Source organism: Baekduia alba (assembly GCF_028416635.1).
GTDB classification, from domain to species: domain Bacteria; phylum Actinomycetota; class Thermoleophilia; order Solirubrobacterales; family Solirubrobacteraceae; genus Baekduia; species Baekduia alba.
In genome coordinates this window covers 3,015,902-3,042,778 of sequence record NZ_CP114013.1, presented here as the reverse complement: position 1 = coordinate 3,042,778, position 26,877 = coordinate 3,015,902, and the positions used below count along the sequence as shown (strand labels likewise).

Sequence of the window (26,877 nt, the reverse complement as noted above, 5' to 3'; positions counted from 1 at the left end):
GCGGCGTGCCCGTCCCGGCGCGCCTATGCTCCTGTTTCGCCCGCATGCCCCGTTACGCCGACAGCGACAAGGAGAAGGTCCGCGAGGCCGTCGACCTGCTCGACCTGGTCTCCAAGCGGACCGAGCTGCGCCGGGCCAGCCCGGGCGACTACAAGGGCCTGTGTCCGTTCCACGACGAGCGGACGCCGTCGTTCCACGTCACGCCCGACAAGGGCATGTACTACTGCTTCGGCTGCGGCGCGGGCGGCGACGCGTTCAAGTTCGTGCAGGAGACCGAGGGCCTGGACTTCGTCGGGTCGCTGGAGTCCCTCGCGCAGCGGTACGGGATCGAGCTGACCGTCGAGGACGAGGACCCGGCGGCCGCCGAGCGGCGCAAGGCGCGTGAGCGGCTGATGGAGCTGCTGGAGCGCGCGGCGGGCTTCTACGAGCGCTACCTCTGGGAGTCGGCGGAGGCCGAGCCGGCGCGTGCCTACCTGCGCGACCGCGGGTTCACCGACGAGACGCTGCGGGCGTTCCGCGTCGGCTACGCGCCGAGCGCGTGGGACAAGCTGATGATGGCCGGCCGGCAGGGCGGCTACGGCAACAAGGAGATCTTCGACGCCGGCCTGGCCGTCCGGGCCAAGGGCGAGGGCCGGATCTACGACCGCTTCCGCCGCCGGATCATGTTCCCGCTGTGCGACCCGCGCGGCCGCGTCCTGGGCTTCGGCGCCCGCGCGCTGGGCGCCGACCAGCAACCCAAGTACCTCAACTCGCCCGACGGCGACATCTTCCACAAGGGCGAGATGGTCTACGGCGCGCACCTCGCGCGGTCCGCGGCCGCGCGCGCCGAGGAGGTCGTGGCGACCGAGGGCTACATGGACGTCCTCGCGCTGCATCAGGCCGGGATGGCCAACGTCGTCTGCATCATGGGCACGTCGATGACCGACAAGCAGGTCGGCGAGCTCGCCAAGCTGGGCAAGACGGTGTTGTTGGCCTTGGACGCCGACAGCGCCGGCCAGGAGGCGATGCTCAAGGCGGCCAAGGTGGCGGCGAAGTCCAAGCTGGCGCTGCGCGTCGTGCCGCTGCCTAAGGGCCTGGACCCGGCCGACGTCGTCCAGCAGCAGGGAGCGGAGGCCGCCAAGGCGCTCGTGTCGACCTCCGTCCCGTTCGTGCGCTTCCAGATCGAACGCGAGCTGGAGCGTGCCGACCTGACCCAGGCCGAGGGCAAGGACGCGGCGATCGCCGCCCTGCGGCCGATCTTCGCGACGCTGCCGCCGAGCGCCCTGCGCGAGGAGCTGCTGGCCCACGTGGCCGACGCGGTCGACCTCGCGCCGTCGCTGGTGTCCTCGTGGCTGCCGATGGCGGGAGAGCGCCCGGCGGCGGCGCCGGCGCGGCCGAGCGGGGGCGGCTGGTCGCCGGGCGGCAGCCGCGGCGGGCGCGGCGGCGGCGGTGGCGGCTGGGGCGGCGCCTCGTCCGGATGGGACGAGCCCGCACGACCGGCCGCGGGGGCGGCGGGCCCGCTCGCCCGCGCCGAAGGGGACTTCCTGGCCCAGTGCCTGGCCACGCCGGACGCGGCGGCCGAGATCCTCGCCACCCTCGACGACGCGGCGTTCAGCGGCGACGCGATGCGCCGCGTGGTCGCCCACGTCCGCGCGCACCTGCACGCGCCGCAGGAGGGCCTGCCCGAGGACGACAAGATGCTCGCCGGCGCCGTCGCCAAGCTCGTGACCAAGGCCGCCGACCTCGCGCCCTCCCGCGCCGCCCTCCAGGGTCAGCTCGCCAACATCGAGCTCCTCCGCCTGCGCCGCGAGATCGACGCCGCCGTCTCCTCCGGCACCGGCGGCGTCGCCGCCCTCCGCCGCCGCCGCGACCAGCTCGAAGAGCGCCGCGACACCCTGATCCAACAGGCGATGGAAGAGACCGCACCCAGCGCCTGAGAACGACGAAACCCGCCTTGCGGGCGGGCTTCGGAAGCTCCGGGGGTGGGACTCGAACCCACAACCCTTCGATTAACAGTCGAATGCTCTGCCTGATTGAGCTACCCCGGATCGGGCAATGCGCTACCCGGTGACCCGGGCTTCGCTGATCTTACTGAGAGATCGGCCACGCCGCGTACGACTTCAGCGTGGCAGTTCGCGCAGAGCAGGATGCACTTGCTGGCTTCCGCTCGGGCGGCCTCGATCGATCGCGTGACGCCCTTGTCGCTGATCGCGAACCGCTTGGTCGCCGGTTCGAGGTGATGGAACTGCAGGGCTCCGGGGTAGCGGTCGTAGCCGCACAGCACGCATGCGCCGCCCGCCTCGTTCACGAGCTGCAGCTTCAAGCGGCGGCGGCGCGAGGCGACGTGGTCTGACCGGCATCGTTGGCAGCGGTAGCCGCCATGCCGCGCGACGTGTCGCGTTCGGCCGTGCACCGGGCAGGTCAACACCGGTTCCTGCTCGCCGGCTTCGCGAGCAGCGGCGCCTTCGCTGATCCGTATGCCGGCCAGCGTCGTGAGTCCGAGGCGTCGAAGCCGGTGCCGCACCGCCGTCGGGCTCCGGTCGAGCCTCGCGGCGATCGCCCGAATGGATGCCCCGCCCTCCACCAACGCGACGAGGAGCTCCTCGTCGATCGGCGCCCTGGCCGCGTGCCGCTCGGTGTGGGCCGACGTCAGCCCGTGCTTGCTCGCCCAATACGACACCTTCGACGCCGAGCACCCGAGCTCGCGCGCGATCGACTCGTACGACGCGCCCGCCTCCATCGGATACGAACACTAGTTCGTGTCCCGGACGAGTCCTCCAGCCGCCAGCTCCTCCACCAGCGTGGCCGCGCGGTCGACCGGGTCGTGCTGGCCCGACCAGGTCGCCAGCTCCCGCGCGCGCCGGCGCAAAGACCCGTCCGCGAGCGCGCGTTGGACCGCTAGCCGCAGGCCGCGGGCGGTGACCAGGCGGCGGGGCAGGCGGACGCCGACGCCCGCCCAGGCGGCGCGGGCCGCGTTCTCGTTCATGTCGCCGGCGGCGGGGCAGGCGACGACGGGGACGCCGGCGCTGAGCGCGCGCATCAGCGTTCCGTGGCCGACGTGGCAGACGACGAGGTCGCAGAGGGGCATGGTCCGTGAGTACGAGACCCAGTCGACCAGGCGAGCGTTGGCCGGGACGGTGTGGCCGCTGACGTCGCCGCGCTTGTTGGTCGACGCCAGGACCCGGACCGGGAGGTCGGCCATCGCCTCCAGCGCCGCGGCGAGCATGCGGCCCTCGCGGTCCTGGGCGGTCGAGGGTGCGACCAGCACCAGCGGCGCGTCGCCCGGCGGCAGCGCGACGTCGCCGAACGGCGGCTCCCACTGCAGCGGACCGACGACATGCGTCGCGGGCTCCGGCTCAGGGCGCGGGTACTCGAGCTGCGGGAACGTCGCGACCATCGCCAGCTGCCGCGAGATCCCGCCGTGGACGTGGGCCAGCGGCCCCAGCCCCAACCGCGAGCGCGTCTCGTTCAGCTCGCTGCGCCCCAGCTCCAGACCGCGCGCGATCAGCGGGTCGAACGCGCTCCACGCGCGCCGGCCCAGCGCCGTCCGCGGCAGCCGCGCGCCCACCGAGTACGGTGGGAACCCCGGCGCGCCGCGCGGGTCGACGTGCGGGATCAGCGTCGCCCACGGCACACCCTCCAGCTCGGCGGCCAGCGCCGGCGCCAGGGTGAGGATGTCGCTCACGACGACGTCCGGACGCTCGGCCACCACCAGCTCCCGCGTCACGCCCGTCGCCCGCCGCACCGCCTCGTAGGGCTTCAGCGGCCGCTCCTGCGTCGGGAAGACGTGGTACTCGGGCGCCGGCGCGAAGCGCATCCCCTCGCGCTCGACGTCTGCCTGCCACCGCGTCCACGTCTCGACGACGACATCGTGCCCCCGGGCGCGCAGCCCGCGGCCCAGGGCGATGATCGGGAACGCGTGGCCCGCGTCGCCGAAGGCCCCCAGCAGCGCCTTCAGGGACGGCGCACGTCGAGCCTCTGCGCCGGTCAGACCACGTCCTCCGCCAGCTCGGCGACCAGCCGCAGCTGCCTGATGCGCTCTTCCCTGGTCCAGGCCATGGGGGAGACGCCGAGCGTCCCGACGCCCGCGGCCTTGAACGCGCGCAGCCGGTCGCGCACGCGGTCGGCCGGGCCGACCAAGGACACCAGGTCGATCAGCTCGGTCGGCAGCGCCGCCGCGGCCTCCTCCTTCTTGCCCGCGAGGTACAGGTCCTGGACCTCGCGCGCCTCGTCCTCGAAGCCGTAGCGCTGCACGAGCGTGTTGTAGAAGTTCTTCTCGCGCGAGCCCATCCCGCCGATGTACAGCGCGATGAACGGGCGCATCGCGTCGCGCGCGCCGTCGAGGTCGTCCTCGGTGATGTTCACGTTGACGGTCGGCGCGATGTCGAAGCCGTCCAGGGTGCGCCCGACCCGCGCCGCGCCCTCCTCGAGGTTCTCGCGCAGCATCGGCAGGTGCTCGGGCGACAGCAGCGTCGGCATCCACCCGTCGGCGACCTCGCCGGCCAAGGCGGTGTTCTTGGGCCCGATCGCCGCGAGGTAGATCGGCATCCGCTCCTGCACGGGCGCGATCGTCAGCTTCAGCGCCTTGCCCGGACCGTCGGGCAATGGCAGGTCGATCGTCTCGCCGTGGTACTCCAGCCGCTCGCGCGCCAGGGCGATCCGCAGCACCTCGATGTACTCGCGCGTGCGCTGGATCTGCTTGCCGAACCGCACGCCGTGCCAGCCCTCGGAGACCTGCGGGCCGCTGGAGCCGATCCCGAGCAGCATGCGCCCGTCGCTGAGCTGGTCGATCGTCGCCGCCGTCATCGCGGTCATCGCCGCGCTGCGGCCCGGCATCTGGAAGATGCCCGAGCCGAGCTTGATCGTCGACGTCTGCCCGGCCAGCCACGCCAGGATCGTCGCGGCGTCGGACCCGTAGGCCTCGGCGGTCCAGACGCTGTCGTAGCCGAGCCGCTCGGCCTCCTGGACGATCGCGAGCTGATCGGCGCTCGTCAGGCCCAGACCCCAGTAGCCGATGTGGACACCCAGCTTCATCGCAACTTCCCTTTCACCAGGAGGACTCCGGCTTGGCGCGACGTGTGCTGGGGCGTACGCTCCGCACAGCTCGCCCGCGAGCCCGGAACCCTATGCGATCACTCACTCACACGCCGATCGACGACCTCCGCCTGACGATCGACTGCCTGCCGCTGCGGACGCGCGAGGCGATGCTCGCCGGCGTGCGCGCCAACGAGATCATCGTCGGCGCCTACAGCGACCGCTCCGGCGGCGTGTGCCCGATGCTCGCCGCCCACCGCCACGGGGGCCGGACGTCGTTCATCTCGTTCGCGCGCGCGTGGGATCGCTTCGCCGGCGCCAAGCGCGCCCGGCGCGCGACCGAGCGCGAGGTGCGGGTCCTGACCGCGCAGCTGGAGGCCTCGATCCTGGCCGAGACCGACCTCGGCGCCGCGATCCGCGACCACCAGGCCATCGCCCGCGACCGCCGCACCCGCGAGGCGCGGCGCACCGGGTTCGGCTGGCTCGCCGAGCGGCGCGAGCACGCCGACGCCGAGCGCGCGCTCACCGCAGTCGAGCGCCGCCGCTCGCTGCTGCCGAAGTAGCCTCGCCGGACGCGAGACGGCCGCGCGAGGGAAGCTCTGGCGGGCTCGCGCCGACGAACGCGAGCCCCTTGGGCGCGCTGCTCGTCAGTCCCCGGGACGCAGGAACTGCACCTCGGGGATGATGCACGCGGGCGACACCTTCAACAACAGCCGCACGGTCTCGGCGATGTCGCCCGGGGTGATCATGTCCTCGGCCGGAACCGAGCCCTTGACGAAGTCGGTCATCGGCGTGTCGACGAAGCCCGGGCACAAGGCGGTGGACTTGATGCCCTCCTGCGCGAGCTCCTTGTGCATCGCCTGGGTGAACGACACGACCGCGCCCTTGGTCGCGCTGTAGACCGACAGCCACGCCTCGCCGCGCTTGCCCGCGATCGACGCGGTGTTGACGACGAGCGCCTTGCGGTGCTCCTGGCCCGCCGCCCGCAGCAGGTCGATGGCCTCGCGGTAGAACAGGATCAACGACCGCAGGTTGACGCCGAGCTGGATGTCGAGCTTCTTGGTGTCGATCTCGGCCACGGCGGCGCCGATGCCGACGCCGGCGTTGTTGACCAGGACGTCGAGGCGCCCGAAGCGCTCGCGATGCGCCGCGACGACCGCCTTCACGCCGTCCTCGTCGCCGAGCGGCCCGGCGACGACCTCGACGTCGTAGCCCTTGGCCATCAGACCCTCGGCCGCCTCCTGGAGCTTCTCCGGCCGGCGGGCGGCGACGGTCAGCCCGTAGCCCTCCTGGCCCAGGACATCGGCGATCGCCAGGCCGATCCCGCTGGACGCGCCCGTTACGATCGCTGCACGCTGGTCCGTCACGCCGCCTCCTCCATCTCCGCTTAACACGACACCGGCGCGCCGTATCCAATCAGGCCACTAGCCTTCCCGGCTGCCCATGCCTCGCGTCACCCGGTCCTCCCGCCTGTTCCTGCTGCTGCTCGCGCTGGCCGTCCCGATCGCGGTGGCGGTCGGCTGCGGCTCCGGCTCGAGCGACGACGGCAACGACACCGCGCCCGCCCAGCCCCAGCCGACGGCCAAGGCGGAGGACTTCCCGCCCGCCACGGGCCGGACGCTGCCCGACCTGATCGCGAACCTGCCGCGCGGCCCGCAGCTCGCGCCGAGCGTGTCGCTGCTGGAGAAGGGCTCCAACCGCGTCGGCTTCGCGCTGTTCGACAGCGCGGGCAAGCAGCTGTCGGGCGCGGGCGTGTCGCTGTACGTCGGCGCGACCGACGGCTCGTCGGCGCGCGGGCCGTTCCTGGCGCGCGCCGAGTCGCTGAAGGTCTCGCCGCAGTTCGAGAGCAAGCAGACCGCGACCGACCCCAACAGCGCGCGCGGCGTCTACGTCGCCGACGTGCCGTTCAAGAAGGACGGCAAGTACGCGATGCTCGCGATCGCGCAGCTCGACGGCCGGCTCGTCTCCACGCAGCCGATCGGCGTGCAGGTCGGCGGCAAGAAGGTCGTGCCGCCGGGCGTGGGGCAGAAGGCGCCCGTCATCCACACGCTGACGCCCGCCGACGTCGCCGGCGACGTGGCGAAGATCGACACGCGGATCCCGGCGGCGCCGTCGCTGCTGAAGGACGACTTCGCCGACGTGGTCGGCAAGAAGCCCGTGGTGATCACGTTCGCCACGCCGCAGCTGTGTCAGTCGCGCGTGTGCGGGCCGGTGGTGGACGTCGTCGACGAGGTCCAGGCCAAGGTGGGGGATAAGGTCTCGTTCATCCACCAGGAGGTCTACCAGGACAACGAGATCAACAAGGGGCTGCGCCCGCAGCTGCAGACCTACAAGCTGCAGACCGAGCCCTGGACGTTCGTGATCGACAAGGACGGCGTGATCTCGACGCGCTTCGAAGGCGCGTTCTCGCCCGGCGAGCTGGAGCGCGCCGTGGCCAAGGTGACCGGCGGGGCCTAGGTCCCTAGCCGGTCGCGAGCCGCGGCAGCTCGATCGCCGGGCAGCGGTCCATTACAGCGAGCAGGCCCGCGTCCCGCGCCCGTTGGGCGGCGTCCTCGTCGATGACGCCGAGCTGGAGCCAGACGCCGCGCGCGCCCCGCGCGATCGCCTCGTCCACGTGCTCGCCGGCGGCCTCGCTGCGGCGGAAGACGTCGACGACGTCCACGTCGACCTCGCCCGGGATGTCGGCGACCGTCGGGTAGCAGCGCTCCCCGAGGATCTCCCCGGCGGTCGGGTTGACCGGCACGACCGCGAAGCCGCGATGCTTGAGCAGGGCGGCGATGCGATGCGAGTCGCGGTTGGGGTCGGGCGAGCAGCCGACCACGGCCCAGGTCCTCGTCGTGGTCAGCAGCGTACGGACGTCGGGATCCATGGCCCTGCAGGCTAGGACGCGGTGAGGACGGGCCGGCGCCGCACTAAGCTCTCGGCCTCCAGGGCCGGTAGCTCAACTGGTAGAGCCGCGGACTCATAATCCGTCCGATGGGGGTTCGACTCCTCCTCGGCCCACTGTCAGGCCATAGTTGCTGATCGTTGCTTAGCGTTCCGCAGGTCTTAACGAAGTGGACTGGACAGCGGCGGGATGCGCGTGGGAGGCTCGCGCCCGTCAACCCCAGGAGGTTTCGCCACCATGGCCGAACCGTCGTCGAAGGCCTTCCACGAGTTCCTGACCGGGCTCTCGAAGGAGCCGTCCGCCCGCAACTCGTTCCTGGAGGATCCCGTCGGGGCGATGGACCGCGCGGGCCTGTCGGACACCCAGAAGCTCGCGCTGCTCTCGCAGGACGAGCGGCGCATCCAGACCGAGCTCGGCGGGACCGACGCGGCGATCAGGATCCGCGTCATCGTCACGATCCTCGTGGACTTCTAGGCGGCCGTGGCGCGGCCGGGCAGCCTGTGGGTGGTCGGCACGGGCATCCAGCTGATGGGTCAGGTGACGTTGGAGACCGAGTCGGCGCTGCGCGACGCGACCAAGGTCCTGTACGTGGTCACCGACCCGGTCACCAAGGGCTGGCTGGCCGACCTCAACCCGTCGGCCGAGGACCTGATCGACCTCTACGGCGAGGGCAAGCAGCGGATCGAGACCTACCACCAGATGGTCGACCGGATCCTCGAGTGCGTCCGCGCGGGCGAGGACGTCTGCGCGGCGTTCTACGGCCACCCGGGCGTGTTCGTCTACCCCGGCCACGAGGCCGTGCGGCGTGCGCGCGAGGAGGGCTACCGGGCTGGGATGCTGCCCGGGGTCTCGGCCGAGGACTGCCTGTTCGCCGACCTCGGGATCGACCCGGGCGCGACCGGCTGCCAGTCCTTCGAGGCGACCGACTTCCTGGTCTACCGCCGGCGCTTCGACGAGCACGTCCCGCTCGTGCTGTGGCAGATCTCCTGCATCGGCCAGCTCACGCACGAGACGGAGACGTCGATCCGCGGGCTCGAGTTGCTCGCCGCGCACCTCACGCAGGCCTACAGCGCCGAGCACGAGGCGATCGTCTACGAGGCGGCGCGCTACCCGATCACCGCGCCGCTGATGGCGCGCGTCGCCGTCGCCGACCTGCCGCGCGCGCCGGTGTCGGGGATCTCGACGCTGGTCGTGCTGCCCGCGCGGCCGGCGCTCGCCGACCGCACCATGGTCGAGCAGCTCGGGCTTAGCGACTCCTACGTGCTGCGCAAGGCGCAGCGCGCCATCCCGGAGACCGCGCGCGCCTAGACCGCGGCGACGGCCTCGCCCAGCGCGCGGATCGACGCCTCCGTGATCGGCGAGACGACCAGGACGACCTCGTCGGCGCCCGCGTCGTGGAGCTCGCGCAGGCGCGCCGCGATCTGCGCGGGCGTGCCGGTGATCGGCGGCGCCTCGGGCTTGATCTCGCGCTCGTCCGAGGACGGGTCGACGAGCACGAACGCGCAGGCGCTGCGGGTGATCTCGGCCGGGACGCGGCCGGCCGCGACCGCGGCCTCGGAGATCCGCGTGTTGAGCGACGCGAAGCCCTCGGCGGTGTTGCCGTAGCCGTCGTACCAGGTGTTCCAGGCGTCGGCGTGGGGCAACGCGATGCTCAGCATCCGCGGGCCGTTGGAGCCGATCATCAGCGGGACGGGGGCGGCCGGCGCGGGGACCAGCACGGCGTCGTCGGCCTGCCAGTAGGTCCCGTCCAGAGTCACGCGCTCGCCGCGCAGGAGGCCGCGGACGATCGCGAAGGAATCCTCGAAGCGCGAGACGCGGTGGTCCTGCGGGAGCCCGAAGGCGGAGAACTCGGGGGCGTTCCACCCGGCGCCCAGGCCGAGGACGAAGCGGCCGCCGCTGATGTCGCCGATCGTCGCGGCCATCTTGGCGATCACGCCGGGCGGGTGGAACGCGGCACAGGCGACGAGAGGCCCGAGCACGAGGCGCTCGGTCGAGGCGGCCAAGGCGGACAACGTGGTCCACGCCTCCCACGGGCCGCGCTCGGGGCGACCGTCGCCGCGGTAGAGCAGGTGGTCGCCGAGCCAGACGGAGTCGAAGCCGCACTCCTCCGCCGCCCGCGCCATCGCCATCACTTCCGGCCAGCGGACCTGCCGCTCGACCTCGGGGAGTTGGATGCCGATGCGCAGCGGACGTCGCGAAGGGGCGGCCACGCCTCACTTCCCGGCGCGGAGGCGGCGGAGGAAGCCGGCGCGGACGATGGCGTTGGAGTGGGCGGTGGCGAAGGGCTGGGAGAGGAGCGTGTTCATGTCCTTCATGTTCGACCTGAGGCGCCGCTCGCACATCGGCAGGACAGGCCGACTTCCCGGCACCGACCCCTTACGCGCTGAGGCGGACCCCTTACGCATGCCGACGTCCATGCCGGGCACCCCTCAGCCGACCACGACGAGCGCGTCGCCGAGCCGGATCTCCGCGGCGGGCGCCACCGGCGCGCGCTCCACGCGCACGCCGTCCACGCACGTCCCGTTGGTCGACGCCAGGTCGGTCACGTACCACCGGCCGCCGACCCGCTCGAACCGCGCGTGGTGCCGCGACACGGCCGTCGAGCCGAACACCACCGTGCACGTCGAGGCCCGCCCGACGGTGATCTCGTACCGGTCGGTGCGGCTGAGGAGGAGCGTCGTCTGGGGCGTCCGAGCCGTCGCGACGGCGGGGCGCGGGCCGTCCAGCACCGCGTGCAGCGCCTGCCACCGCGCGCGCAGGTCGGCGACCAGCGCGCGCAGCACGTAGGCCTGGCGCGCCGAGTGCGCGATCGCCAGGCGCGCCTCGAACGTCTCCGTGCTCAGCTGGCCGTCGAGGTAGCCGCGGCGCAGCGCCGCGACCGCGCCGTCGCGGTGGCGGTCGGAGGCGCGCAGCGGCTTCATGACGCGAGCTTGCCGGACGCCGGCGCGGGCGGCAAGCCGCGCGGTCACCCGCCGTCGTCCTGGCGGGCGGCCAGCGCCTGGCCGTAGGCCGTCATCGAGCGGTTGTAGCGCGGCAGGTGCCTGGCCAGCGCCTCGACCACCAGGCCGGTCGCCTCGACCGGGCGGCCGGTGTCGGCGAGCGCCAGCGCGAGCGTCGCGACGACCGCGTCGTCGAGCTCGTCGGAGCCGCGCTCGCGCTCGGCGCGCAGGAGCGCCACGCTCTCCTCGGGCCGGCCGAGGTTGCGGATCGACGACGCCATCTGGATGACGGCGCGCCGGCGCCGGATCCCGGTCAGCCCGCCGTCGAGCGCGGCGGCGTAGAGCGGGACCGCGACGGCCGGCCGGCCGGTCGAGTCGTTCGCGCACCCGCGCTCGAACGGGCCGACCGGGTCGCCGGCGTCCAGCTCGCCTGCGAGCGCGTCGATCCGCGCCCGGAACTCCTCGGCGTCCAGCTCGTCGAGCAAGGACCACAACTCGGCGCTGCGCGCCTCCCAATCACCGTCGACCGTCATGACCATCACCTTGCCAGGAACGATGAGTCCGGCGCGTCGCGCTCGTCTCAGGGACATGCTCACCCCCAAGGTCACCGAGATCACCCGCGCCGGTCATGCCTGGACGCATCATCCGCAGCCGACGCGCCCACCGAGCGCCGGTCCACCGCCGTCGCGCCGCTGAGGGCCGCTACGCCGGTGTCAGCCGGAAGACCGCGATCGTCCGGATGCCGTCGGTGTTCGTCGCGTAGGTCGCGTAGCCCGAGTAGTAGCCGACGGCCAAGGCGTACAACCTGTCGCGGTCGGGACCGTCGGCGGGGCGGGCGACGAAGCGGCCGCCGCGGTCGGCGGCGCCGCCGGCGAGCAGCTCGCACTCGGGGTGCGCGAGCAGGTTGTAGTACCAGCTCGGGTGCTGCTCGCGACCGTAGCTGGAGGCCACGAGGATCACGTCGTCGCCGTCGTTGAAGTAGACCAGCGGCACGTCGCGGCGGGTGCCGGACTTCGCGCCCGTCGCGCGCAGCACGACGAGCGGGACGGCGCCCAGGCCGGCGTTGACCCGGCCGCGCGTCAGGCGCATGAGCCGCGCGTCGATCGGCGCGGCGATCGTGCGGTGGATCGCCGTTCCCGCCTTGGTCCCGACGAGCTTGAGCATCCCGCGGCGCCAGGCCGCCGGTCGCCGCGACGGGTCGACGCGCGGGACGCCGTTGACGAGATCGGCCATGGTCGGCCGATCCTACGCCAGCACCCGCAGCTCGGAACGGCCGTGCAAGGTCGGCCAGCACAGCCGATACCGCCATCAGGCCGATGTCGCGCCCCGCGCGGCCAGCGCACGCTCGGAGGAGCACAGCGACACGGTTGGCACCCCGGCGCCGGACAGCTCCTCGCAGACGCGCAGCGGCACGCCGTCATCACCCGCGAGGAGCACTGGCGCGGAGACGGAAGGAACCTGGTCCGACGCCGGGGGCCGTGTCACTTGGACCGGCATGGTCTCACCATGAAACGCCCGTGTCTGCTGCCCGAATGGCGAGACTTCGCTGGCCCACGTGTCGAGCCGGCCCCCGTCGTCTGCCCGTGCGGGTGGACGGATGACCTACGGAGCATCGCTCACGGGTCTGGACTCCGACGATCCCCCGATCGCGGGATCGCCCGACGGGTAGCACCGGCCGATGATCCAGGGAGCGGTGCTTTACGACCCCGAACGCTTCCGCCCCGATCGGCTCGCCGCGGTCCTGACCGACCCGGCGCGGCTCGACGTCCTGCGCCGGACCGGCCTGATGGACTCGGCGCCCGAGGAGGCGTTCGACCGCTGGGCCGCGCTGGCCGCCCGCGCGCTGCGCACGCCGGTCGCGCTCGTCACGCTCTTCGACGACACGCGCCAGTACCTCAAGAGCGTCGTCGGCATCGACGACGTCGCCGGGATCAGCGCCCCGCCGGAGCTGGCCATCTGCCAGTACGTCATCGCCGGCGGCGCGCCGCTGGCCGTCGACGACACCCGCGCGCATGCGGAGCTCGCGGCGATCGCCGGGCCGCGCCACTACGGCCTGGTGTCCTATGCGGGCACGCCGATCGTCGTCCACGGTCAGCGGGTGGGTTCGCTGTGCGTGTCCCAGCACGACCCGCGGACGTGGACGCAGGACGACGTCGCGCTGCTCGGCTCGGTCGCCGAGGCGATCGCGTCGGAGATCGCGCTGCGGGTCGCCGCCGAGGACCTGCGCCGCGCCAACGGCGTCGTCGCCGCCCACAACCGCATCCACGAGCTGATCGCCGCCGACGCGCCGCTGGGCGACATCCTGCGCGAGGTCGTGCTGAGCATCGAGGGCTTCGACCCGCGCCTGCGCGGGTCGGTCCTGCTGCTCGACCCGATCCTGCGGACCGTCCACCACGGCGCTGCGCCGACGCTCCCGGCGTCCTACGTCGCTCAGCTCGAAGGCCTCGTGATCGGGCCGGAGGTCGGGTCCTGCGGCGCGGCCGCCCACCACGCGACCGAGATCGTCAGCGCCGACATCGAGAGCGATCCGAAGTGGCAGCCGTTCCTGGCGCTGACGCGCGAGCACGGCCTGCGGTCGTGCTGGTCCTTCCCGATCCTCGGCGCCGCCGGCGACGTGCTCGGGACCTTCGGCGTCTACGACCGGGTCCCGCGCGCGCCCACCGAGCAGCATCGCCAGTTCCTGCGCGACGCCGCGCAGCTGGCCGGGATCGCGATCGAGCGCCAGCGCGCGACCGAGGAGCTCGTCCACCGCGCCACGCACGACCCGCTCACCGGCCTGCCGAACCGCACCCTGCTGTTCGACCGCCTCACGCACGCGCTGGCCCGCGCCCGCCGCAGCGGCACGGCGCTGGCGGTCCTGTTCATCGACCTCGACCGGCTCAAGCTGGTCAACGACACGCTGGGCCACGACGTCGGCGACCGGGTCCTGCGCGACGTCGCCGAGCGCGTCGCCGGCTGCGTGCGCCCGGGGGACACGGTCGCGCGCTTCGGCGGCGACGAGCTCCTCGTCGTGGCCGAGGACATCGACGCCGACACCGCCGCGGCGATCGCCGAGCGCGTCGTCGAGGCCGTCGCGCGCTCCACGAGCGCGGGCGCCGACGGGCTGGCGCCGACCGTCAGCGTCGGCGTCGTCGTCATCCCGGGCGGCGAGGTCGACGCCCACGAGGCCGTCCGCCGCGCCGACGAGGCGATGTACGCCGCCAAGGACGAGGGCGGCAACCGCCACCGGCACGGCCACGCGCACGGCGACGGGGCGGGGCGCCGGCTGGAGGTCGAGGCCGCGCTGCGCGGCGCCCTGGACCGCGGCGAGCTGCACCTCGTGGCCCAGCCGGTCGCGGCGTTCGCGTCCGGCGAGGTCACGGGGATCGAGGCGCTGCTGCGCTGGACGCACCCGACATTCGGCGTGGTGGGGCCGGACGAGTTCATCCCGATCGCCGAGGAGACCGGCCTGATCGACGCGCTCGGCGCCTGGGTGCTGCGCGAGTCCTGCGCGGCGACCGTCGCGCTGCGCGAGGCCACCGGCCGCGACGTCGCGCTCGCCGTCAACGTCTCCCCGCGCCAGCTGCGCCACCCGGCGTTCCTGTCGGCGATCGAGGGCGCGCTGGCCGACAGCGGCCTGCCGGCCGAGCAGCTCGTGGTCGAGATCACCGAGACCGCGCTGCTGGGCTCCGATCTGGCGACCGGGCACGCGATCGCCGCGCTCGGCGACCTCGGCGTCCGCCTCGTGCTCGACGACTTCGGGACGGGCTTCTCGTCGCTGTCGATGCTCAAGGAGCAGCCGATCGACGGCATCAAGATCGACCGCTCGTTCGTCGCCGGCCTGCCGGGCGACGCGTCCTCGGGCGCGATCGTCGCCGCGGTCGTCGGCATGGCCCACGCGCTCGGCCGCAGCGTGACCGCCGAGGGCATCGAGACCTCCGAGCAGCTCGCCTTCCTCAAGGCGCTGGGCTGCGACCTCGCGCAGGGCTACCTGCTCAGCCGGCCGCTGCCCTTCGACGAGCTGCGCACCTGGCTGATGACCGCGCAGCGCATCTAGCGCGGGCCGACGGGACGCGGCGGGACGGGGTCGGCCCTCAGCCATGTCCACGCCCGTCAGGCGTTCGTGCCGTGGAAGAATCCGCCGCGCCCACGTCGATCCACGAGGGCTGCTGCGCGGCGGGGACGCGTCCGGATCACTCCGAACGCGCCAACTCCGCGGGCGGCGCTAGGCGGCGATCTCGTGCGGCGCCGAGTCCGGCACCGCCGCGACCGCGACCCGCACGGGCGCGGCCATCGGCTCGCAGCCCGCGGCGGCGCGGGTGTCGCTCTGGAGCGTCTGGCGCAGGCGCCCGAAGGCGACGGTGCCGGCCAGCGCGGGGAGGCCGAGCTGGAACGCGCGGTAGGCCAGGACCGCGGCGGTCGCCGAGGCCAGCGGCGTGCCGTAGAGCGCGAGCGCCGCGACCAGGCCGCCGTCGGTCCCGCCGACGCCGCCCGGCAGCGGTACCAGGCCGCCGAGCTGGCCCAAGACGTAGGCCATCAGGAAGTCGCCGGGCGCCGGCGCGTGGCCGAAGGCGTGGAACGCGGCGGCCAGCGCCGCCATGTCGAAGAGCAGGTAGCCGAGGCCGCCGCCGATCACCGACGGCCGGCCGGAGCGCAGCAGCGCGCCGGCGTCGCCCAGGCCCTCGGAGATCGTCGCGCCGGCACGCGCCACGGTCCGGCGCAGCTTGGCGAGCTTCGACGGCCCGACGAGCGCGTGGCCGTCGGTCGCGACCGGCGCCGGGCGCTCGGGCAGGACGCGTGGCAGCGCGAAGACGCTGCCGATCACCAGCAGCGCCAGCGCGGCCGGGACCGCGGCGAGCGCGAAGCTCGCGTCGCCCGCCAGCACGCCGGTCAGCAGCCCGATCCCGGCCAGGACGGCGACGACGAAGTTCGCCGAGCTGGTGATGAGGAAGAACGCGACCGTGCGGCGCGCGATGTGGCCCGGCGACATCCCGGCCCGGCTCAGCGCCCACGCGCCGAGCGCCAAGCCGCCCGCGCCACCAGCCGGCAGCAGGACGTTGGCCGCCTGCTCGGACAGCCCGACCTGCGCGCTGAAGCCCCAGGGCATCCGGACGCAGAACACGCCGCGGAAGACCACGACGAACGAGACGACCGAGCCGAGCTCCAGCACCAGGGCGGCGGCGACCCAGCCGGGCCGCGCGTCGGCGAAGCGCTCGCGGACCTCGCCGAGGCCCGGCAGGGTGACGAGCAGTAGCACGCCGACGCCGAGGAGGACGGCGATCTGGGCGAGGCGCTGCGCGAGGTGGCGGGGAGCGAGGGTGTCGGGCACGCTTGCACACACAATAGTTGTGTGGGCAACGACGGTCAATCCGCGCCGCCAAAAGCTGCACAACGCGTTAAGAACGTTCGCAGACCAACGGGAACGCTCAATGTCGAGGCCCTGCCGGCCGACGTATCTGGGGAGCACATGCAGACCGTCTCCGCCACCCGCGTCGTCCGCGGGCTCGAGTCGATCATCGACGCGGTCGCCGGCGTCCTCGCCGAGCAGTCGCTGGACGCCACCCTGCAGTCGATGGCCCGCGCGCTGCGCGGCATCGTGCCGTTCTCGAGCCTCGCCATCTACGAGGTCGACGCCGAGCGCAACGTGCTCATCCCCGCCTTCGCCGAGGGCCTGTGGGTCGAGGAGACGCTGGCCGACGCGCCCAAGAGCGACAACTCGATCACCGGCAAGGTCGTCAAGTCCCGCCAGATCGTCCACCTCGAGCCCGGACATCCGTGGTTCGGCCGCTACATCATCGACGGCACGCCGCAGGACCTCGAGGCGATCGTCTTCTGCCCGCTGATCGTGGGCGACCGCGTCATCGGCACGCTCAACGTCTGGCGTGAGGACTGCGCGCCCGGCTTCGAGGGCACGATCCCGACCTTCTCGCCCGAGGAGGCGCAGCTCATCAAGCGCTTCGCCAGCCTCGCCGCGCTGGCCTACGACAACGCGCGCCGCCGCGAGCTGCTCTCCGAGCAGGCGCGCACCGACGAGCTCACCGGCCTCTTCAACCGCCGCCACTTCCACGAGCGGCTCGCCGCTGAGCTGGCCCGCGCCCAGCGCGACGACGCGCCCGTCGGGTTGGTGCTGCTCGACGTCGACGACTTCAAGCGCGTCAACGACGTCCACGGCCATCCGGTCGGCGACCAGGTCCTCGTGGGCTTCGGCCAGGTGCTGGAAGGCCACGTGCGCGCCGGCGACGTCGTGTGCCGCACCGGCGGCGAGGAGTTCGCCGTGATCCTCCCCAACGCCGACGAGTCCGAGGCCGCGCAGGCCGCCGAGCGCCTCGTCAGCGCCATCCGCGCCGCGACGTGGGCCGAGCCCGGCCCGATCACCGCCTCGGCCGGGGTGGCCGTCGCGCCCGGCGACGCCGCGACCGTCGCGACGCTCTTCAAGGCCGCCGACGAGTGCCTGCTCGCGGCCAAGGCGCAGGGCAAGGACCGCGTGGTCCTGCGCGACGAGGCCTAGGCCTCGTCGCCCACCGACCCGAGGCTCGGCGCGACGCCGCCGCCCCGGATCCGCGCCCGCGCCTCCTCCGGCGCCATCCCGGTCGTGCGCAGCAGGTCGACCGCCGTCGAGCGCACCTGGCCGACGATGACCGACACGGACAGGTTGGTCGTCATCTCCAGCACCTCGCTGGCGTGGCGCGCCGCCGCGATCGCCGGCTCGACGACCCCGTCGACGCGGTCGGCGTCGTCCATCCACGCTGTGAGCGCGAGGACGGACTGGCGCAGCTCGCGCAGCGCGTCGACGACCTGGGGCGGGACGCGGTCGCCGGTCTCGATCGCGCGCACGACGCCGCGCGCCAGCACGCGCACGTTGCGCACCGCCAGGTCCAGCTGGCCGCCCGCGTCGCTGTAGATCGCCAGCGACCCGCGCTGGGTCCGGCGCGCCGGCGCCGCGGCCGCGGTCTCGCGCCCGATCGTCAGGGCCTCCAGGAACCGCTGCGTGTAGACGTCGATGTCGCGCGCCCGGCGCAGGGCGGAGGTCGCGGCGTCGCGGTCGCGGGACGCCAGCGCGCCGGCGATGTCGTCGAGCACCGCGGCCAGCTCGCGCAGGACGGGCGCGGCCTCGCGCCGGACCAGGGCCATCGGGTCGATCGGCGCGACCACGAAGTTCAGGACCAGCGCGACGCCGCACCCGATCAGCGCGTCGGCCGCTCGCGTGAACGACAGGCCGTTGGTCGGCGGCTGCAGCGTCACCACCAGGATCGCCGAGACCGCCGCCTGCGTCACCAGCAGCGCGCCGCCGCCGACGAAGACCGCGACCGACGTCGCCAGGAACACGATCCCGACCAGCTGCAGCGGGCCGGCGCCGAGCTCGAGGACCAGGACGTCGGCCAGCGCGATCCCCAGCGGGACGCCGACCGACAGCTCGATCGCCCGGTTCAGCCGCTGCCCGACCGTCAGCCCCAGCGTGATGATCGCCGCGACCGGCGCGAAGAAGGCGCCGGTCGTCCCGAAGATCGACTTGGCGATCAGCCAGGCCACGCCCGCGCCGACCGCGCCGAGCAGCAGGGTGGGGGCGAGACGGCGCAGGCGGTCCACGCGCGCCCGGAACGTGACCCGCGAGCGCTCAGCAGCGGCTTCCATCACGGCACGCGAGCTCACCTTGGGCTCCTACCCAACCAGACGCCCGGTCCCAACGCGGACACCTGGGGAGAAGACCCGGTTTCTCCAGGCACTTCACCAGGGGAGCCTCTTGAGCAGCACCACACCTTGGAAGACGAGCCTTCGGCGCCATACCCCCCGCCATTCGTCTTCCTCCGCGGGCCCTCCAAGGCGGAAACGACGAGGGCCCGCCACGCGACACGCGCCCGGTCCGAATCGACCGGGCGCGTCTCGTATTTGGAGGAGTCCGCAGAGCGGGTGTCGAAAAGACGGTCGCCCATGAAGAGGACGTCCGCGACCATGACCGCCCCGCCGCACGAGGCGCGGGGACACCAGACTCTCTCCGCCTACATCCAGGCGCGCTTCGACGAGTTCTCGCGCTCCCAGAAGGATGTGGCGCAGTACATCGTCGACCATCTGGACGAGGTGGCCTTCCAGACCGCGGAGGAGCTGGCACGGCGCGCGAACACCTCGTCGTCGACCGTCGTGCGCTTCTCGCAGGCCCTGGGCTTCGAGGGCTTCCCGGAGCTGCAGCACTCCGCCCGGGAGGAGTACCGCCGCAAGGTCGCCGCCGGCCAGGTCGGCGGCACGGGCGCCGCGTCGACCGAGCCGTTGTTCTCGCTCGACCAGAACGAGTTCGAGACCGCGATCGCCGCCGACTTCCAGAACGTCGAGGAGACCGCGCGGCGCGTGTCGCGCTCCGACGTCGAGGCCGCGATCGACGCGATCGCCTCCGCCGACCGCGTCCTCGTCTGCGGCACCGACCAGATGGCGTTCTTCGCCTCCTACTTCCGCCACCTGCTGATGCTGCTGGACCTGCGCGCCGAGATCGTGGCGTCGCCGTCGCAGGAGGCGCTGTCGCGGCTGGGCCGCATCGACGAGGGGACCCTGGTCATCGGCCTGAGCGCCGGTCGCCCGCATCCGCTCGTGGTCCGCGCGATGAAGCTCGCCCGCCACCGCAAGGCGCGCACGCTGGCCGTCGTGGACGCGACGCTGTCCGACGTCGCCAAGCTCGCGCAGATCAAGCTGTACTACTCGAGCAACTCGCCGGCCTACGTCCGCTCGCACACCGCGCTGCTCTCCACGATCCAGGCGCTGGCATACGGGGTGTACAGCCGCGATGCCGACCAGTACGCCGATCGGATCAAAGCCTTCCGCCTGAAGTAGGTCGCGGCGATTGGGGCCCTATCATGGGGCTTCAGATGCGAGACGAAGCAACGTTCCGGGTCAAGGCCGGTCTGGCCGAGATGCTCAAGGGCGGCGTCATCATGGACGTCGTCGACGCCGAGCAGGCGAAGGTCGCCGAGGATGCGGGCGCGGCGGCCGTGATGGCGCTGGAGCGCGTGCCGTCCGACATCCGCCGTGACGGCGGCGTGGCGCGCATGAGCGATCCGTCGATGATCAAGGGCATCCAGGAGGCCGTGACGATCCCGGTCATGGCCAAGGCGCGCATCGGCCATTTCGCCGAGGCCCAGGTGCTGGAGGCTTTGGAGGTCGACTACATCGACGAGTCCGAGGTCCTGACGCCGGCCGACGAGGCCCACCACATCGACAAGTGGGCGTTTCGGATCCCGTTTGTCTGCGGTGCCACCAACCTCGGCGAGGCGCTGCGGCGCGTCGGCGAGGGCGCGGCGATGATCCGCTCCAAGGGCGAGGCGGGCACCGGCGACGTCGTCGAGGCCGTGCGCCACATGCGTTCGATCCGCGGCGAGATCCGCCGGCTCGGGACGCTGGACGAGACCGAGCTGTTCGTCGCGGCCAAGGAGCTGCAGGCGCCCTACGACATCGTCCGCGACGTCGCCCAGAACGGCAAGCTGCCGGTCCCGCTGTTCAGCGCGGGCGGCATCGCGACGCCCGCCGACGCCTCGCTGATGATGCAGCTGGGCGCCGAGTCGGTGTTCGTCGGGTCGGGGATCTTCAAGTCGTCCAACCCCGAGAAGATGGCCCGCGCCGTCGTCGAGGCCACCACGCACTTCGCCGACGCCGAGCGCGTCGCGGCCGCGTCCACCGGCCTGGGCGCCGCGATGGCCTCGCTCGAGGCCCGCAAGCTCGACGAGTCGCAAGTGCTCGCCAACCGCGGCTGGTAGTCCTTGGCTCCGGCCGTCCCGCTCGTCGGCGTCCTGGCGCTCCAGGGCGGCTTCGACGCGCACCTGAAGATGCTGCGCGACCTCGGCGCCGACGTGCGCGAGGTCCGCACGGTGGCCGACCTGGACGGCCTCGACGGCCTCGTCCTGCCCGGCGGCGAGTCGACGACGATGACCCTCGGCATCGCGCGCGAGGGGCTGGCCGAGCCGCTGGTCGCGCTCGTCCGCGACCGCGGCGTCCCGGTCCTCGGCACGTGCGCCGGGCTGATCATGCTCGACCGCGACCACCTCGGGCTGATGGACATCGTCGCCAAGCGCAACGCGTTCGGCCGGCAGATCCGCTCGTTCGAGGCCGACCTGGCGTTCCCCGACCTCGACGAGCCGGTGCACGCGGTGTTCATCCGCGCGCCGTGGATCGCCGAGCACGGCCCGGACGTGGAGATCCTGGCGGCCGTCGACGGCCACGGCGTGGCGGCCCGCGAGGGCGATGTCACCGTGGTCGCGTTCCACCCCGAGCTGAGCGGCGAGCGCCGCCTGCACGCGCAGTTCCTGGATCGCGTCCGCGCGCACGTCGCGGCCCGGTAGGCTCGCGCCCAGCCATGGGCGCCGGGGACGAGGACACCTTCCGCGAGATCAGCGAGCGGCTGCTCGCCGTCGATCCCGACATCGCGCTCAAGCACGCGTTCAGCTCGCCGGGCCTGCGCTACAAGGACCGGATCTTCGCGATGCACGTCCGCGGCGACCTCGTCGTCAAGCTGCCGCCGGGCCGGTGCGAGGCGCTGGACTCCGACGGCGCGGCCAAGCCGTTCCGGATCGGCCAGCGGATCATGCGCGAATGGGTCGCGGTCGGGCCCGACCGCGAGTTCGAGTGGGACGGGCTGGCCGACGAGGCGCTGGCCTTCGCGCGCCAGGGCGCGGGGCCCGGCTAGCGCTGAGGAGCTCTGAACGCGTCGGCGACCAGGCGGCCGTAGCGCCGCCAGACGGCCGGGTCGCGTTCGCCGCCGGCGCGCAGCACCTGCGCGACGCCGGTGATGAGGACGCGCAGCTCCTCGGCCGTCGCGTCGGCGCGCAGCGCGCCGGCTTCGCGGCCGCGGTCCACCAGCGCCGCGAGCGCGGCGTGGGTGGTGGCGCGGGCGGACTCGAGCTCGGGCAGGTGGATGTCGGCCGCGAGGCTGCCGGCGACCGCGCAGTCGGTGGCCTGCTGCTCGGCGATCGCGGTGACGACGTCGAGGAACGCGGCGCCCGGGTCGTCGCGCAGCAGCGCCTCGGTCGTCACGCCGGTGATCCAGGCGAGGCGCTCGCAGGCGACCGCGGCGACGAGGTGCTCCTTGGACGGGAAGCTGCGGTAGACGGTGGCCTTGCCGACGCCGGCGCGGGCCGCGATCTCGGGCACGCCGGCGTCCATGCCCTTGACGGCGAAGACCTCGGCGGCCGCGGTGATCACGCGCTGGCGGTTGCGCAGCGCGTCGGCGCGGCGCGGGAGGGCGGGCGAAGGGACGACGACGGAGGCCATGACGCGCTAGCGCTCCGTCGCGAACGCGGGGTCGGGCAACAGTCCCGCGGCGCCGATCTCGGCGGCGACCGACAGGTGCTCGTGGCCGCCGTCGGTCGGGATCAGGAACGCGGCGACCCCGGCGACGAGCGCGCTCGCGCCGCTGATCAGGAACGCGACCTTGTACCCGTCGTCGCTGGGCAGCCCGGTCGACGCGATCACGCTGCCGGCCAGGATCGCCGCCGTGACCTGCGAGCCCAGCGAGGAGCCGACCGACCGGACGACCGCGTTGAAGCCCGTGGCCTCGCCGGTGCGCGCCGGCGGGACCGCGTCGACGATGAGGTTGGGCATCGCCGCGTAGGCCAGCCCGATGCCGATCGAGGCGATGGTGTTGAACAGCAGGATCTCGAGCTCGGACCCGTGCATGAAGCCCATGAGGATCAGGCCGAGCGCCGTGGCGAACGCGCCGAGGGTCAGCGGGACCTTGTTGCCCATCCGGGCGCCGAGGATGCCGGAGATCGGGCCGACGACGAGCATGGCCAGCGCGCTGGGGAGCATCAGGACGCCGGCCGCGGTGGCGCTGAGCCCGAAGCCGTAGCCGGTGGACTTCGACGCCTCCGCCAGCTGCGGGATCAAGATGTAGGTGCCGAACATCCCGAAGCCGACGAGGACCGTGGCCACGTTGGTCACGAGGACCGGCGGGCGGCGCAGCGTCTCGATGTCGGCCATCGGCTCGGGGGTCCGGCGCTCGAGGCCGACCCAGAGCGCGAGGATCGCGAGGCCGACGAGGACCAACACGATGGTCTTGGGCGACGTCCACCCCCACACGTTGGCGCGGGCGATCGCGACCATCGGCAGGACGAGCCCGACGCCCAGCACCGCGGCGCCGCGCAGGTCGACCTTGCCGGGCTGGCGGACCGGCGACTCGTGGATGAACAGCTGCACGGCGACCGCGGCGACGGCCGACATCACCGCGCTGAGCCAGAAGATGTCGTGGTAGCTCGCGTTGTCGACGAGCACGCCGCCGATGACCAGGCCGAGGCCGCCGCCGATGCCGAGCGTCGCCGAGATCAGGCCGATCGACTGGCCCACGCGCTCGCGCGGGAACTCGTCGCGGATGATCCCGAAGCACAGCGGGAAGATGCCGCCGCCGACGCCCTGAAGGACCCGGCCCGCCACGATCACGCCGAGCGAGCTGCCAAGCGCCGCGACGACCGAGCCGGCCGTGAAGAACATCAGCGAGATCACCAGCAGCCGGCGCTTGCCGAACATGTCGCCGAGGCGGCCGAACAGCGGCGTGAAGACCGCGGCGGCGAGCAGGTAGCCCGTCAGCGTCCACGCGACGCCGGAGCTGTCGGTGTGGAGCGCCGACTTCAGCTCCCCGAGGGCCGGGATGAGCGTCGTCTGGGCGAGGGCGAAGGCGAGGGCGGCGATGCTCAGGATGAGCAGGCTGCGCATCGGGTGCGGGCGAACGTCGGGCAAGATGAGAGCGAAGGGGAGGGGAAGTGGACCTTGGGGTCCGGAACACTATCGCGAACCGGACTCCTGAGTCCGCTTCGTGGCGCGGCATCGGCCGCCGGCCGCCGGGCTCGCCGCGTCTGCCTCCGCCGCAATCCGGCCGCTCGGCGCCGCATCGAGTGACGTGCCCGACCGCCGATCTCGCCGCGCCTGCCACCGCGCCGATCGGCCGCCTCGGCGCCGCGACCGCCACACCATCGCTCGTCACTGCCGCCGCCTCGCCACCGCCTCCGGTCCTCCGCGCCCGCCCCGGAACGGCCGCGGGCCGCCCAGAGGGCGGCCCGCGGAGAGGGTTGGTGGCGCGGCGGGCGCTACGGCGTCGTGCCGGTCGCGTCGGTCGGGCCCGTCGCGGCGGTGCCGTCGGGTGCGGTGGTGTCGGACGGGGTCGCGGTCGACGCGGAGGCGGCCGGTGCCGGCTTCTGCTTGATCTTGATCGGCAGCGGTGTCGTCACCGGGGCCTGGACGTGGGGCGCAGGCGGCTTGTCGACGGCGGGCGAGCCGTCGTCGCCGTTGAAGACGCCGGCCAGGGCGGCGGCGCCGGCGGCCAACGCGATCACCAACAACAACGGCAGGAGGATCGCCAGGGGTCGGATGCCGGAGCGGCGGGTGTGCCCGCCGGTCAGGACCGGCGCGGGCGCGTCGTCCTCGGCCTCGGCCGCCGCCACGACGGCCGGCAGCTCGTTGTCCCACTCCACGGTCAGGCCGAGGTCCTCGTCGCCCGGAGCGAGCGCCTCGGGCTCGGCGTCCGGCAGCGGCTCGGCAGTCAGGTCGGCGGCGTGCAGCTCGGTCGCCGGCTCCTCGACGTGCGCGACCTCGATCGCGATCGGCACCTCGTCGTCCAGCTCGGGCAGCGTCGGGAACGCCCCCGTCAGCGCTTCGCCGACCACGGCGTCAGACGCGGGCGCCGGGGCGATCGCGTGGCCGTGCTCGGGGACGGCCTCCAAGGCGTCCAGCAGCACCGACGACGTGTCGGTGCCCAACGTGTCGACGACCGGATCCTGGTAGGCCAGCTCGGCGCGGCGGAAGATCTCGCCGAGCGCGTCGCAGCGCTCGCAGCGCTCCAGGTGGCGGGCCAACCGCTCCAGGTCCGCGTTGCCCAACGCGCCGTTGGCGCGCGCGGCGAGCATCGTCGGGACGTGCTCGCACGTCTGCGTCCCGCGCGAGCGCAGGCGCCCGTGCGGCGGCGGGCCGGACGGCTGGCGCGCCATCGACGCGGCGGCGTGCCTCGTCGCGCCGCGCAGCAGCGCCTCCGGATCCAGGCCGGTCAGGTCCGGCGCGTCGCGGACGGCGGCGCGGAAGCGGGCGAACGCCTCGGCGGCCGCGCGATCGGCGTTCTGCGGCCCGCAGACCTGCGTGCAGAACGCGATCACCGCCGGGCCGCGACGGTCCACCAGCGCCTGCAGCGCGACGCGGTCACCCGCGCGCACGCCCTGGGGCGTGACGCCCTTGTCCGAACTGCCCTCCATCGCCGCGGAGCCTAGACGGCCGTCCAGCGGCATGTACTCCAGTCCCTCGGTCACAGCCATCCCTTGTCCTCCGCCACTCGCACGGCCTCGGCCCGTGAGTGGGCCCCTAGCTTCTGCATCGCACTCGACAGGTAGTTGCGCACCGTTCCCGCGGACAGGTGCAGGCGCCCGGCGAGGTCCGAGACGGGCTCGCCGCCGCGGGCCGCGCCCAGCACCTCGGTCTCGCGCGGCGTCAGCGGGCTCTCGCCCTCGGCCAGCGCCGCCGCGGCCAGCGCCGGGTCCAGCACGCGCTCGCCGGCCATGACGCGCCGGATCGCGGTCGCCAGCTCGGACGCGGGCGCGTCCTTGAGGACGAAGCCGCGGGCGCCGCTCTCCATCGCCCGGCGCAGGTAGCCCGGGCGGCCGAAGGTCGTGAGGATGACCACGCGGACGTCGGGGAGGGCGTCGGACAGGTCCGCCGCCGCGCTCAGCCCGTCGCCGCCGGGCATCTCGATGTCCAGCAGCGCGACGTCGGGCGTCGTCTCGCGGGTCGCGGCGACGACCTCGTCGCCGCGCGACACCTGGGCGACGACCTCGAGGTCGCCCTCCAGCGTCAGCAGGCTCGCGAGCGCGCCGCGCACCATCGCCTGGTCCTCGGCGATCAGCACGCGGATCACGAGAGCGCCTCCAGCGGGACGGTGACCGCCAGGCGGAAGCCGGTGCCGTCCGGGCGCGGCGCGGCGTCGAGCTGGCCGCGGACGCGGGCGACGCGCTCGGCCAGGCCGGCGAGGCCCGTGCCGTCGGACTCGCCGTCGCGCTCGCCGCAGCCGTCGTCGATCAGCTCCAGCTCGGCGTCGGTCCGGTTGACCGCGACGCTGATCCTCACGTGGCGCGCGTCGGCGTGGCGCAGGACGTTCGTCGCGCCCTCGCGCACCGCCCAGGCCAGGACGGCCTCGGCGTCGGGCGGCAGCTCGATCGCGGGCGCGGGCGCCGCGTCGACCTCGATGCCGGCCGCCGTCAGCGTCGAGCGCGCGCCCGCCAGCTCGGCGTCCAGCAGCGGACGGCGGTAGCCGGCGACGGCCTCGCGGACCTCCGACAGCGCGCGGCGGGTGACGGTCTCGATGTCGCGCATGTGCTCGGCCGCCTGGTCCGGGCGGTCCTGGATCAGCCGGTTGGCCAGCTCGGACTTCAGCGCGATGACGCTCAGCGAGTGGCCGAGGAGGTCGTGGAGGTCGCGGGCGAAGCGCAGGCGCTCGTCGGCGACCGCGAGGCGGCCGATCTCGTCGCGCGCGGCGTTGAGCTGGCGGTTGACGACGCGCAGGCGGCGGAAGCCGCCGGTGAGCAGGCCCACGCCGATCGTGACGACGAACAGCGAGATCGCCGCGTCGGTGCCGGCGTTGGAGACGACCTCGGTCGCGGCCGCGGCGCCCGCGAGGACGAACAGCAGCGGAAGCGCGAAGCGGCGCTCGATGCGCAGGCCCGCCGCGGCGGCCACGAAGCACCAGGTGCCCGACCAGTCGCCGCCGCCGATCGCGGCCAGGGCGATCGCGATCGCGGCCAGCCCGGCGATGCGCGGCGCCGCGTAGCGCTCCTGGGTCTGGGTCGCATGGTCGGCGGGGATCCAGCCACCGACCATCGTGCGCCAGTAGAGCCCGGCGAACGCGACGGCGAGCGCGAGCGCGGGCGCCAGCTCGAGGCCGTCGAGCGACCCGGCGGCGTCGACCACGGGGCCGACGAAGAAGATCAGCGAGATCATCATCGCCCACTGGCCACGGCGCGGGAGGACGAGAAGTCCCTCCTCCGGTGGGCAGGGCTGTGCGCTCACACCGAAATTCTGCCTGGTCGCGGGAGACGGCATGGACGGATGGTC

At 73.6% G+C, this 26,877-nt stretch carries 27 protein-coding genes and 2 tRNA genes; 12 read left to right on the top strand and 17 right to left on the bottom strand.

The genetic code is table 11. The features are described from left to right. The first annotated feature begins 44 nt into the window (after window positions 1-44). Entirely contained in the window at window positions 45-1,916 is a 1,872-nt protein-coding gene (dnaG, locus tag DSM104299_RS15290) for a DNA primase (RefSeq protein WP_272472495.1), read from the top strand. 37 nt (window positions 1,917-1,953) lie between these two features. Here dnaG and DSM104299_RS15285 read toward each other — a convergent pair. From DSM104299_RS15285 to DSM104299_RS15270, 4 genes are all read right to left on the bottom strand, one after another. Continuing rightward, window positions 1,954-2,027, bottom strand: a tRNA-Asn gene (locus DSM104299_RS15285). Then, the gene (locus DSM104299_RS15280; RefSeq protein WP_272472494.1) at window positions 2,018-2,719 is read right to left on the bottom strand and encodes a hypothetical protein; all 702 of its coding nucleotides are present in this window, start codon (window positions 2,717-2,719) and stop codon (window positions 2,018-2,020) included. The genes DSM104299_RS15285 and DSM104299_RS15280 overlap by 10 nt, the downstream gene beginning before the upstream one ends. A gap of 12 nt (window positions 2,720-2,731) precedes the next feature. Beyond that, window positions 2,732-3,796: a glycosyltransferase gene (locus DSM104299_RS15275; protein ID WP_272472493.1), complete on the bottom strand. Its 1,065-nt coding sequence runs from the start codon at window positions 3,794-3,796 to the stop codon at window positions 2,732-2,734. A gap of 170 nt (window positions 3,797-3,966) precedes the next feature. After that, complete coding sequence (locus tag DSM104299_RS15270; protein WP_272472492.1) at window positions 3,967-5,013, bottom strand: LLM class F420-dependent oxidoreductase; 1,047 nt, start codon at window positions 5,011-5,013, stop codon at window positions 3,967-3,969. Window positions 5,014-5,105: 92 nt separating this feature from the next. Between DSM104299_RS15270 and DSM104299_RS15265 the strand changes: the two genes are divergently transcribed. Continuing rightward, window positions 5,106-5,576, top strand: a complete 471-nt coding sequence (locus DSM104299_RS15265) for a hypothetical protein (protein ID WP_272472491.1) — start codon at window positions 5,106-5,108, stop codon at window positions 5,574-5,576. Window positions 5,577-5,660: 84 nt separating this feature from the next. Here the strand turns inward: DSM104299_RS15265 and DSM104299_RS15260 are convergent, their stop codons facing one another. Continuing rightward, window positions 5,661-6,380 carry an SDR family oxidoreductase gene (locus tag DSM104299_RS15260; RefSeq protein WP_272472490.1) on the bottom strand — a complete coding sequence of 240 codons (720 nt, stop codon included), beginning with the start codon at window positions 6,378-6,380 and terminating at the stop codon, window positions 5,661-5,663. Between the two features lie 76 nt (window positions 6,381-6,456). On the opposite strand from DSM104299_RS15260, the gene DSM104299_RS15255 reads away from it, so the two are divergent. After that, on the top strand, window positions 6,457-7,470 hold the full coding sequence (locus tag DSM104299_RS15255) for a TlpA family protein disulfide reductase (protein ID WP_272472489.1): 1,014 nt from the start codon (window positions 6,457-6,459) through the stop codon (window positions 7,468-7,470). 4 nt (window positions 7,471-7,474) lie between these two features. Here the strand turns inward: DSM104299_RS15255 and DSM104299_RS15250 are convergent, their stop codons facing one another. Then, on the bottom strand, window positions 7,475-7,882 hold the full coding sequence (locus DSM104299_RS15250) for a CoA-binding protein (RefSeq protein WP_272472488.1): 408 nt from the start codon (window positions 7,880-7,882) through the stop codon (window positions 7,475-7,477). A 61-nt stretch (window positions 7,883-7,943) separates the two neighbouring features. Between DSM104299_RS15250 and DSM104299_RS15245 the strand changes: the two genes are divergently transcribed. From DSM104299_RS15245 to DSM104299_RS15235, 3 genes are all read left to right on the top strand, one after another. Next, window positions 7,944-8,016: transfer RNA gene (locus DSM104299_RS15245), tRNA-Ile, on the top strand. 121 nt (window positions 8,017-8,137) lie between these two features. Continuing rightward, window positions 8,138-8,374: a hypothetical protein gene (locus tag DSM104299_RS15240; protein ID WP_272472487.1), complete on the top strand. Its 237-nt coding sequence runs from the start codon at window positions 8,138-8,140 to the stop codon at window positions 8,372-8,374. 6 nt (window positions 8,375-8,380) lie between these two features. Continuing rightward, window positions 8,381-9,208, top strand: coding sequence for an SAM-dependent methyltransferase (locus DSM104299_RS15235; protein WP_272472486.1), 828 nt, complete (start codon window positions 8,381-8,383; stop codon window positions 9,206-9,208). Here the strand turns inward: DSM104299_RS15235 and DSM104299_RS15230 are convergent. From DSM104299_RS15230 to DSM104299_RS15215, 4 genes are all read right to left on the bottom strand, one after another. After that, window positions 9,205-10,110, bottom strand: coding sequence for an LLM class flavin-dependent oxidoreductase (locus tag DSM104299_RS15230; RefSeq protein WP_272472485.1), 906 nt, complete (start codon window positions 10,108-10,110; stop codon window positions 9,205-9,207). The genes DSM104299_RS15235 and DSM104299_RS15230 overlap by 4 nt on opposite strands. Before the next feature lie 219 nt (window positions 10,111-10,329). After that, window positions 10,330-10,869, bottom strand: a complete 540-nt coding sequence (locus DSM104299_RS15225; RefSeq protein ID WP_272472484.1) for an FHA domain-containing protein — start codon at window positions 10,867-10,869, stop codon at window positions 10,330-10,332. Beyond that, window positions 10,866-11,372 (bottom strand): tetratricopeptide repeat protein, encoded by a 507-nt coding sequence (locus tag DSM104299_RS15220; protein ID WP_272472483.1) that lies wholly within the window; start codon window positions 11,370-11,372, stop codon window positions 10,866-10,868. Before DSM104299_RS15220 ends, DSM104299_RS15225 begins: the two co-directional genes overlap by 4 nt. 169 nt (window positions 11,373-11,541) lie before the next feature. After that, window positions 11,542-12,072 (bottom strand): nitroreductase/quinone reductase family protein, encoded by a 531-nt coding sequence (locus tag DSM104299_RS15215; RefSeq protein WP_272472482.1) that lies wholly within the window; start codon window positions 12,070-12,072, stop codon window positions 11,542-11,544. A 445-nt stretch (window positions 12,073-12,517) separates the two neighbouring features. Here DSM104299_RS15215 and DSM104299_RS15210 point away from each other — a divergent pair, with 445 nt between their 5' ends. Beyond that, window positions 12,518-14,875 carry a putative bifunctional diguanylate cyclase/phosphodiesterase gene (locus DSM104299_RS15210; protein ID WP_272472481.1) on the top strand — a complete coding sequence of 786 codons (2,358 nt, stop codon included), beginning with the start codon at window positions 12,518-12,520 and terminating at the stop codon, window positions 14,873-14,875. A gap of 168 nt (window positions 14,876-15,043) precedes the next feature. Here the strand turns inward: DSM104299_RS15210 and DSM104299_RS15205 are convergent, their stop codons facing one another. Beyond that, window positions 15,044-16,147 carry a lysylphosphatidylglycerol synthase domain-containing protein gene (locus tag DSM104299_RS15205; protein WP_272472480.1) on the bottom strand — a complete coding sequence of 368 codons (1,104 nt, stop codon included), beginning with the start codon at window positions 16,145-16,147 and terminating at the stop codon, window positions 15,044-15,046. Between the two features lie 138 nt (window positions 16,148-16,285). Between DSM104299_RS15205 and DSM104299_RS15200 the strand changes: the two genes are divergently transcribed. Continuing rightward, window positions 16,286-17,326 (top strand): GGDEF domain-containing protein, encoded by a 1,041-nt coding sequence (locus DSM104299_RS15200; RefSeq protein ID WP_272472479.1) that lies wholly within the window; start codon window positions 16,286-16,288, stop codon window positions 17,324-17,326. Here DSM104299_RS15200 and DSM104299_RS15195 read toward each other — a convergent pair. Beyond that, window positions 17,323-18,468: an FUSC family protein gene (locus tag DSM104299_RS15195; protein ID WP_272472478.1), complete on the bottom strand. Its 1,146-nt coding sequence runs from the start codon at window positions 18,466-18,468 to the stop codon at window positions 17,323-17,325. The two genes, DSM104299_RS15200 and DSM104299_RS15195, sit on opposite strands and share 4 nt — an antisense overlap. 300 nt (window positions 18,469-18,768) lie before the next feature. On the opposite strand from DSM104299_RS15195, the gene DSM104299_RS15190 reads away from it, so the two are divergent. The 4 genes from DSM104299_RS15190 to DSM104299_RS15175 are packed head-to-tail and all read left to right on the top strand — an operon-like array spanning window position 18,769 to window position 21,481. Beyond that, the gene (locus DSM104299_RS15190) at window positions 18,769-19,635 is read left to right on the top strand and encodes a MurR/RpiR family transcriptional regulator (RefSeq protein ID WP_272472477.1); all 867 of its coding nucleotides are present in this window, start codon (window positions 18,769-18,771) and stop codon (window positions 19,633-19,635) included. Window positions 19,636-19,670: 35 nt separating this feature from the next. Next, complete coding sequence (pdxS, locus tag DSM104299_RS15185; protein WP_272472476.1) at window positions 19,671-20,555, top strand: pyridoxal 5'-phosphate synthase lyase subunit PdxS; 885 nt, start codon at window positions 19,671-19,673, stop codon at window positions 20,553-20,555. Between the two features lie 3 nt (window positions 20,556-20,558). Continuing rightward, window positions 20,559-21,137, top strand: a complete 579-nt coding sequence (gene pdxT, locus DSM104299_RS15180) for a pyridoxal 5'-phosphate synthase glutaminase subunit PdxT (RefSeq protein WP_272472475.1) — start codon at window positions 20,559-20,561, stop codon at window positions 21,135-21,137. A 14-nt stretch (window positions 21,138-21,151) separates the two neighbouring features. Further along, entirely contained in the window at window positions 21,152-21,481 is a 330-nt protein-coding gene (locus DSM104299_RS15175; RefSeq protein ID WP_272472474.1) for a hypothetical protein, read from the top strand. On the opposite strand, the gene DSM104299_RS15170 is transcribed toward DSM104299_RS15175, so the two are convergent. From DSM104299_RS15170 to DSM104299_RS15150, 5 genes are all read right to left on the bottom strand, one after another. Continuing rightward, window positions 21,478-22,065, bottom strand: a complete 588-nt coding sequence (locus DSM104299_RS15170) for a TetR/AcrR family transcriptional regulator (protein WP_272472473.1) — start codon at window positions 22,063-22,065, stop codon at window positions 21,478-21,480. The genes DSM104299_RS15175 and DSM104299_RS15170 overlap by 4 nt on opposite strands. Before the next feature lie 6 nt (window positions 22,066-22,071). After that, a complete protein-coding gene (locus tag DSM104299_RS15165) occupies window positions 22,072-23,502 on the bottom strand; it encodes an MFS transporter (RefSeq protein WP_272472472.1) in 1,431 nt (476 codons plus the stop codon). A 371-nt stretch (window positions 23,503-23,873) separates the two neighbouring features. After that, window positions 23,874-25,088 (bottom strand): zf-HC2 domain-containing protein, encoded by a 1,215-nt coding sequence (locus tag DSM104299_RS15160; RefSeq protein WP_272472471.1) that lies wholly within the window; start codon window positions 25,086-25,088, stop codon window positions 23,874-23,876. Next, window positions 25,079-25,684, bottom strand: a complete 606-nt coding sequence (locus tag DSM104299_RS15155) for a response regulator transcription factor (protein WP_272472470.1) — start codon at window positions 25,682-25,684, stop codon at window positions 25,079-25,081. The genes DSM104299_RS15160 and DSM104299_RS15155 overlap by 10 nt, the downstream gene beginning before the upstream one ends. Further along, window positions 25,681-26,832: a sensor histidine kinase gene (locus DSM104299_RS15150; RefSeq protein WP_272472469.1), complete on the bottom strand. Its 1,152-nt coding sequence runs from the start codon at window positions 26,830-26,832 to the stop codon at window positions 25,681-25,683. Before DSM104299_RS15150 ends, DSM104299_RS15155 begins: the two co-directional genes overlap by 4 nt. Between the last annotated feature and the right edge of the window lie 45 nt (window positions 26,833-26,877).

Excerpts from the sequence above, each read along its gene's own strand:
- dnaG (WP_272472495.1), top strand. The coding sequence starts at position 45 with ATGCCCCGTTACGCCGACAGCGACAAGGAGAAGGTCCGCGAGGCCGTC.
- DSM104299_RS15280 (WP_272472494.1), bottom strand. The coding sequence starts at position 2,719 with ATGGAGGCGGGCGCGTCGTACGAGTCGATCGCGCGCGAGCTCGGGTGC.
- DSM104299_RS15275 (WP_272472493.1), bottom strand. The coding sequence starts at position 3,796 with ATGCGCTTCGCGCCGGCGCCCGAGTACCACGTCTTCCCGACGCAGGAG.
- DSM104299_RS15270 (WP_272472492.1), bottom strand. The coding sequence starts at position 5,013 with ATGAAGCTGGGTGTCCACATCGGCTACTGGGGTCTGGGCCTGACGAGC.
- DSM104299_RS15265 (WP_272472491.1), top strand. The coding sequence starts at position 5,106 with ATGCGATCACTCACTCACACGCCGATCGACGACCTCCGCCTGACGATC.
- DSM104299_RS15255 (WP_272472489.1), top strand. The coding sequence starts at position 6,457 with ATGCCTCGCGTCACCCGGTCCTCCCGCCTGTTCCTGCTGCTGCTCGCG.
- DSM104299_RS15250 (WP_272472488.1), bottom strand. The coding sequence starts at position 7,882 with ATGGATCCCGACGTCCGTACGCTGCTGACCACGACGAGGACCTGGGCC.
- DSM104299_RS15240 (WP_272472487.1), top strand. The coding sequence starts at position 8,138 with ATGGCCGAACCGTCGTCGAAGGCCTTCCACGAGTTCCTGACCGGGCTC.
- DSM104299_RS15220 (WP_272472483.1), bottom strand. The coding sequence starts at position 11,372 with ATGACGGTCGACGGTGATTGGGAGGCGCGCAGCGCCGAGTTGTGGTCC.
- DSM104299_RS15215 (WP_272472482.1), bottom strand. The coding sequence starts at position 12,072 with ATGGCCGATCTCGTCAACGGCGTCCCGCGCGTCGACCCGTCGCGGCGA.
- DSM104299_RS15210 (WP_272472481.1), top strand. The coding sequence starts at position 12,518 with ATGATCCAGGGAGCGGTGCTTTACGACCCCGAACGCTTCCGCCCCGAT.
- DSM104299_RS15200 (WP_272472479.1), top strand. The coding sequence starts at position 16,286 with ATGCAGACCGTCTCCGCCACCCGCGTCGTCCGCGGGCTCGAGTCGATC.
- DSM104299_RS15190 (WP_272472477.1), top strand. The coding sequence starts at position 18,769 with ATGACCGCCCCGCCGCACGAGGCGCGGGGACACCAGACTCTCTCCGCC.
- pdxS (WP_272472476.1), top strand. The coding sequence starts at position 19,671 with ATGCGAGACGAAGCAACGTTCCGGGTCAAGGCCGGTCTGGCCGAGATG.
- DSM104299_RS15175 (WP_272472474.1), top strand. The coding sequence starts at position 21,152 with ATGGGCGCCGGGGACGAGGACACCTTCCGCGAGATCAGCGAGCGGCTG.
- DSM104299_RS15170 (WP_272472473.1), bottom strand. The coding sequence starts at position 22,065 with ATGGCCTCCGTCGTCGTCCCTTCGCCCGCCCTCCCGCGCCGCGCCGAC.
- DSM104299_RS15165 (WP_272472472.1), bottom strand. The coding sequence starts at position 23,502 with ATGCGCAGCCTGCTCATCCTGAGCATCGCCGCCCTCGCCTTCGCCCTC.
- DSM104299_RS15160 (WP_272472471.1), bottom strand. The coding sequence starts at position 25,088 with ATGGCTGTGACCGAGGGACTGGAGTACATGCCGCTGGACGGCCGTCTA.